Genomic DNA, 4638 nt, shown 5'->3' on the forward strand with positions numbered 1-4638 from the left:
CATATCTATTCTCAAAATCATCAGCAAACTTCACTACTTTGCTGTTTATCCTTCAATGCTTTTAAATACGATTTCATTATGTAGCAAATAAACTAATAGCCTCTCTACTCCTGATGCATTCTGATCCATACGTGTCTTTAAGCGTAAATCGCTGTTAGGGGTATGCTAAATCTTTCTGACAGTCTGTTTGAAAAGATGTTTGACGGTGGTTTATAACATGCGCTTTCATATAGTTTTTTCACTTCTGATTTTACGTGTTTCTTAGTTACCAATCCATATTTTGGATGCGTAATCCAATTATCCCAAGCGCTTTGCCAATCGCGTTCATTTGCATTTCGACATGGATTGGTTTTTGAAAAGCGTACAAATTTTTCAAATTCTGATAAGGCTTCATCATGCGTTAATCCTTGTTCAATTGCGTATTGAAAATCGGGTTTGAAATCTTCTAGTATTCTTTTAACTTCTTGTTTTTCCCTTGTTTTCTTGGTTTCTTCAAAAAAGTTTGCTTTCTCTGGAAAATAAGCAGGCATTATCTTATCAACGATTTCTGAAAGTTGTTTTCCAACCTTTTTAACTTTTCGTGAAGGCAATTTCTCAATCATCGCTTCGTCAATTTGCCATCGGTTGTTAGCATTGTTTGAAGTGTTGGTATTTTGCTCGTGAATGATTGGTTGTTTGGTTTCTATCGTTTTGATTTGTTCTGATTGAACATCATCACACTCGATTGCCTTTTCAACAAAATCGTTTGTTTCTAAATTTTCAAAATCAATTTCTCTTTTTGATAAAATAATAGTTTTATTGTTATTGTTAATGTTATTGTACCCTCTTGAAGAATCTTCAAGACATCTTGAAGAATCTTGAAGACTTCTTAAAGAATCTTGAAGCTCTCTTGAAGATTCTTCTTGGTTTTTATGTTTTCTAGTATTGGCGGCTTTTGCTGCTCTTTCTGCAAACTTATTTAAAGTTTCGTCTGAATTTTTTAATTCTTCTTCAACATCTGAACACCACAAATGACCATCTTCTGAAAGAATAATGTGTCCAGATCTAAATAAGTAATCTAATGCCTTCTGAAATCTTTTTACTGAGCAACACGTAAAATGAGATAATATTTGCGCATCATTTACAAGAGGCTCTCTAGTACGCAACATTTGCAATCGCAATCGCATATAAACATTGCCTTCAATTGCGGGTAAACAAGCAAGATCAAGTAGCCACTTGTCTGCAAAAAGCCTCGTCCATGGTAATTTACTGGACATACCCCAATTCCCTTTCTTTAACTAAATATAAAATTGCTAAAGCATCTGCTTCGTTATCATCTTTCGGATTGTGCCCTTTTGCACGCACCGCCTTAATCATCTCTTCTTTCGACGCATTCCCCTTCCCCGTCATCGCTTTCTTAATCGTACTTACTGGTATCCCCTCATACGGTATCTGATGCTGTTCACACCACGCCGTTAACGTTGCTAACAAACCGCCGTAAACATGCGCGGCATCTGTACCTTTATGACGCCTCACCTCTTCAAAATACACCGCGTCAATTTGACCTGCTGTCTGCTTTATTTCTGATAGCCATTGCTTAAAACGCAAGTAACGCATTCCACCGCCTTCAAAACGGCGCGATTGAAAATTCACGGTACCACTGAACATGTCACCACTTGCACCACGTATCGCCCACCCAGTCCGCGTACCTAGATCAAAACAAAGAATCGTGTTAATCACCTCGCCGCTCCACACAAAATGTGTTTTATAAGGTTGTTGTTTTCCAAAGATAAAGGAAGGAAGGGTGTGTAAAATATGCAAGCAGTTTTAAATTGGATAGAACAGCATCCTGTATTATTTTCAGCGTTTTCTGTATTATTTTCAGCACTTTCTTCGGTTGGTGCTTTATTATCAGCAATTTTTGCTTTTCGTTCTATTAAACAGACATTGAAATTAAGAAAGGAAGACAAAATAGAAGCTGAAAAATTAAGAAAGGAAGATCTAGAAAAGTTTAAAGCTGAATTAGCTAATGCCATGGACATAGCTAAATCAACTAAACAACAAGCACAAGCGCTAGAAAAGCTTACCAACGTTCTAGAAAAACAGACAGAAATTTTAGAGCAAAGAAAACTTAATGTTTTGTCACAATATATGCGAACATATAAAGATCCCGATAGTGACGTATTTTTATTCATCGATATAGCTTTATTCATTGCAAATCCTACAAAACAACCAATTACAATCAATTCGATTAGTATAAACAAAGACAGCCTTTTTAGATTTATTCATGCAACATATAGTATATCCTATCCTTTTCCTCCTTATAAAAAGGTACACACCATCTCCCCCAAAAATTTCAAACTTCTCTGTTTAAAAAAACCTAAAGTAAAACCTGAAATATATGATACTCTTAATGTATTTAGCCTTGATGTTTCCAGCTCTCTATACTTGGTTCTTACTATCGCACCTATAAATAATAATACACCATCTAGACTAACATTCACTTTAGAACACACTGCCGTAGATCCTCAAAATCCACCAGAAAAAGTGAATTTTCCCGTCCGCGATATTCAATACTTTGAACCAGAACCAGAACTCTTACAGCTGTTACGTTCAAAGAATAATGGTTTTCCAATTTGAACAATAACGCTGTTGTTCCTCAATACTTTTTTCAGCCAACTCGGCCCATGTCAGTGGCTTTGGCCTCACAAGATGAAATAATAAATATTGCGATCTATCCCATTTATTAAATTCTTCAATTGTAACGGTTTTTTTTGCCATAAACCATGTATGAACATCGTTAATAATTTGAATTGCTTCATTCTTTCTCTGTTCATCCATCATCAATTGTTGCAATATCTTTCGTGCTCTATCATCATCTTTTTCATCACTATATTCATTTATAATTGGAGCTTTGTTTACAAACTCTCTTACAAGCGCACGAACATCTTCAGGCTCTTGAAGATTGTCATTAATATCTTTATATGACGTCATACATTCTTGCTCTTTAGATTTCTTCTGTTCAGATTCCAACAAACGTTCTTGTACTTCTTGTTGCAATTGCTGCAATTGTTGTATTTTCTCTTCATTTTCTGCTAGCTGTCCTTCCATCAACGCTTTTTGTGACGCTATTAACTCATTTTTTTCTGCTAGCTCTTTTCTAAGCCTTCGCACTCTTTTAGAAGAGTCATGAACAGCATAAAACGAAATCACATTCGCAATTAAGGAAATAACAATTGCTACTAAACTCATCTTTCTCTCCTCACTTACCCTTCTTCTTACTCTTCTTATTCTTATGAGGCGGCGCTTTTACTGCTTCATCACGCGGCTTAAGCTCTTGCTTCAGTTGTTTAATTTCCTCGTCACGTTCTTCAATCTCTTGCTTCAGTTGTTTAATTTCTGCTGCAGACTTTCCTATATCCGCATCACATTCATAAATCATATTTCTATTCCCTAATATAAAATCAGTATTTACCTTTTTTACTCTTGCCATAAGATATTGAATCTCCTCTGAAAGAGCCTTAACCTGCGCGCGATAATACAAAGCAATACGAAACATCACTCCGCTTAAAAGCAAAACTGAAACCACTGCTATCCATAAAATTTCATTCGAACTCATTTTGATCTCCTTAATGCTGCAATCTATCGCCGGTGTGATCAACACCGCAGCTCTTGCAAATTTTCGACATTGGGGGGTGTTGCTCTTGCATTAATCTCTGCAAGCGCTCGGGATAAAAAAAATCTTCTGGACGCAAATCTATCCCATGATCACGTGCGTAATCTAAAATTTTTTGCTGGTGTTTTGCTGGCATGTCACGCCATCTATAAACAGATGACACATCTCTTTGCACTATGGTTGCTACAGTTTTGAAACCACCTAAATATTTTATAATTAATCTCGAAGGCATATGTAAACTCCATAACAGCGCAATAAATAATTGCACTTTTTACATATGTCAACAAAAAATGCACCTTTCACATTTTTGCATTTTACGTATTTTTAGGGATAATATTTAAATTATGAGTAGCAATATTGAAAAAAGTATCCAACAATGGCTAGAAAAAAAATTAGACGAGCGCGGACACGGTGCTCAAATAGAACTAGCCGCCTACTTGGGAATCCATCAATCCACTATAAGCAGAATGATTAATCCTTACAAAAATGGAAAATCAAGAAGCATAAGTATTGGGGAATTAGTTAAAATAGCTGAGTTTTTTAACGAGCCCCCCCCCAATTTCTTCAATGATGTTGATCAAGAATTTATGAATTTTTATCGTGATCTTTCTGAAGAAAACAAGAAGTCTGTGATTTTATATATTGAGTTTTTAAGGCAATCAAAAGATAAGTTATAGTTTCCTTTTCTTTCTGAGAAAACCCTTTTAAAAGATTAGAATCTTGTTCCGCTATTTGCATTTTGTATCTCCATAAATTGTGGATAGTGCACTTTTTAAAAAAACATATCTAGCATAAATATGCACTTTTTGCATTTTTATGTTGACACTTGCACTTTTTGCATATATTTGTCTCCCATATCTTAGAAAATAACTTTTTCCAATAGGCTGTATGGAGGCATTTGTGAAAAAACCAGTGTTTATAAATTCTGATGAAATTCTCTTAGTCATCTGCGAAAATGAAGAACAAAATCTCGCTAAATCTGG

At 35.3% G+C, this 4638-nt stretch carries 8 protein-coding genes; 2 read left to right on the top strand and 6 right to left on the bottom strand.

All coding sequences use genetic code 11. The features are described from left to right. Positions 1 to 137: 137 nt before the first annotated feature. Together ACFIMU_RS08455 and ACFIMU_RS08460 are read right to left on the bottom strand one after the other, a co-directional pair. Positions 138 to 1256, bottom strand: a complete 1119-nt coding sequence (locus ACFIMU_RS08455) for a hypothetical protein (protein WP_375697017.1) — start codon at positions 1254 to 1256, stop codon at positions 138 to 140. Next, entirely contained in the window at positions 1246 to 1719 is a 474-nt protein-coding gene (locus ACFIMU_RS08460; protein ID WP_375697018.1) for a crossover junction endodeoxyribonuclease RuvC, read from the bottom strand. Before ACFIMU_RS08460 ends, ACFIMU_RS08455 begins: the two co-directional genes overlap by 11 nt. A 75-nt stretch (positions 1720 to 1794) precedes the next feature. Between ACFIMU_RS08460 and ACFIMU_RS08465 the strand changes: the two genes are divergently transcribed. Next, positions 1795 to 2619: a hypothetical protein gene (locus ACFIMU_RS08465; protein ID WP_375697019.1), complete on the top strand. Its 825-nt coding sequence runs from the start codon at positions 1795 to 1797 to the stop codon at positions 2617 to 2619. Here ACFIMU_RS08465 and ACFIMU_RS08470 read toward each other — a convergent pair. The 3 genes from ACFIMU_RS08470 to ACFIMU_RS08480 are packed head-to-tail and all read right to left on the bottom strand — an operon-like array spanning position 2593 to position 3887. After that, on the bottom strand, positions 2593 to 3231 hold the full coding sequence (locus ACFIMU_RS08470) for a hypothetical protein (RefSeq protein ID WP_375697020.1): 639 nt from the start codon (positions 3229 to 3231) through the stop codon (positions 2593 to 2595). The two genes, ACFIMU_RS08465 and ACFIMU_RS08470, sit on opposite strands and share 27 nt — an antisense overlap. Positions 3232 to 3241: 10 nt before the next feature. Next, on the bottom strand, positions 3242 to 3598 hold the full coding sequence (locus tag ACFIMU_RS08475; protein WP_375618850.1) for a hypothetical protein: 357 nt from the start codon (positions 3596 to 3598) through the stop codon (positions 3242 to 3244). A 10-nt stretch (positions 3599 to 3608) separates the two neighbouring features. Then, a complete protein-coding gene (locus tag ACFIMU_RS08480; RefSeq protein WP_375697021.1) occupies positions 3609 to 3887 on the bottom strand; it encodes a hypothetical protein in 279 nt (92 codons plus the stop codon). Between the two features lie 112 nt (positions 3888 to 3999). Between ACFIMU_RS08480 and ACFIMU_RS08485 the strand changes: the two genes are divergently transcribed. Beyond that, positions 4000 to 4332 carry a helix-turn-helix domain-containing protein gene (locus tag ACFIMU_RS08485; protein WP_375612684.1) on the top strand — a complete coding sequence of 111 codons (333 nt, stop codon included), beginning with the start codon at positions 4000 to 4002 and terminating at the stop codon, positions 4330 to 4332. 51 nt (positions 4333 to 4383) lie between these two features. On the opposite strand, the gene ACFIMU_RS08490 is transcribed toward ACFIMU_RS08485, so the two are convergent. Next, the coding region (locus ACFIMU_RS08490; RefSeq protein WP_375697022.1) for a hypothetical protein at positions 4384 to 4638 on the bottom strand (255 nt) is incomplete at its 5' end.

The organism is Bartonella sp. AC70YNML, from assembly GCF_042196545.1.
In the GTDB taxonomy this organism is placed as follows: domain Bacteria; phylum Pseudomonadota; class Alphaproteobacteria; order Rhizobiales; family Rhizobiaceae; genus Bartonella.

What these genes read in the sequence shown, in the direction of transcription:
- ACFIMU_RS08480 (WP_375697021.1), bottom strand. Translation starts at nt 3,887, where the DNA reads ATGCCTTCGAGATTAATTATAAAATATTTAGGTGGTTTCAAAACTGTA.
- ACFIMU_RS08475 (WP_375618850.1), bottom strand. Translation starts at nt 3,598, where the DNA reads ATGAGTTCGAATGAAATTTTATGGATAGCAGTGGTTTCAGTTTTGCTT.
- ACFIMU_RS08465 (WP_375697019.1), top strand. Translation starts at nt 1,795, where the DNA reads ATGCAAGCAGTTTTAAATTGGATAGAACAGCATCCTGTATTATTTTCA.
- ACFIMU_RS08455 (WP_375697017.1), bottom strand. Translation starts at nt 1,256, where the DNA reads ATGTCCAGTAAATTACCATGGACGAGGCTTTTTGCAGACAAGTGGCTA.
- ACFIMU_RS08485 (WP_375612684.1), top strand. Translation starts at nt 4,000, where the DNA reads ATGAGTAGCAATATTGAAAAAAGTATCCAACAATGGCTAGAAAAAAAA.
- ACFIMU_RS08470 (WP_375697020.1), bottom strand. Translation starts at nt 3,231, where the DNA reads ATGAGTTTAGTAGCAATTGTTATTTCCTTAATTGCGAATGTGATTTCG.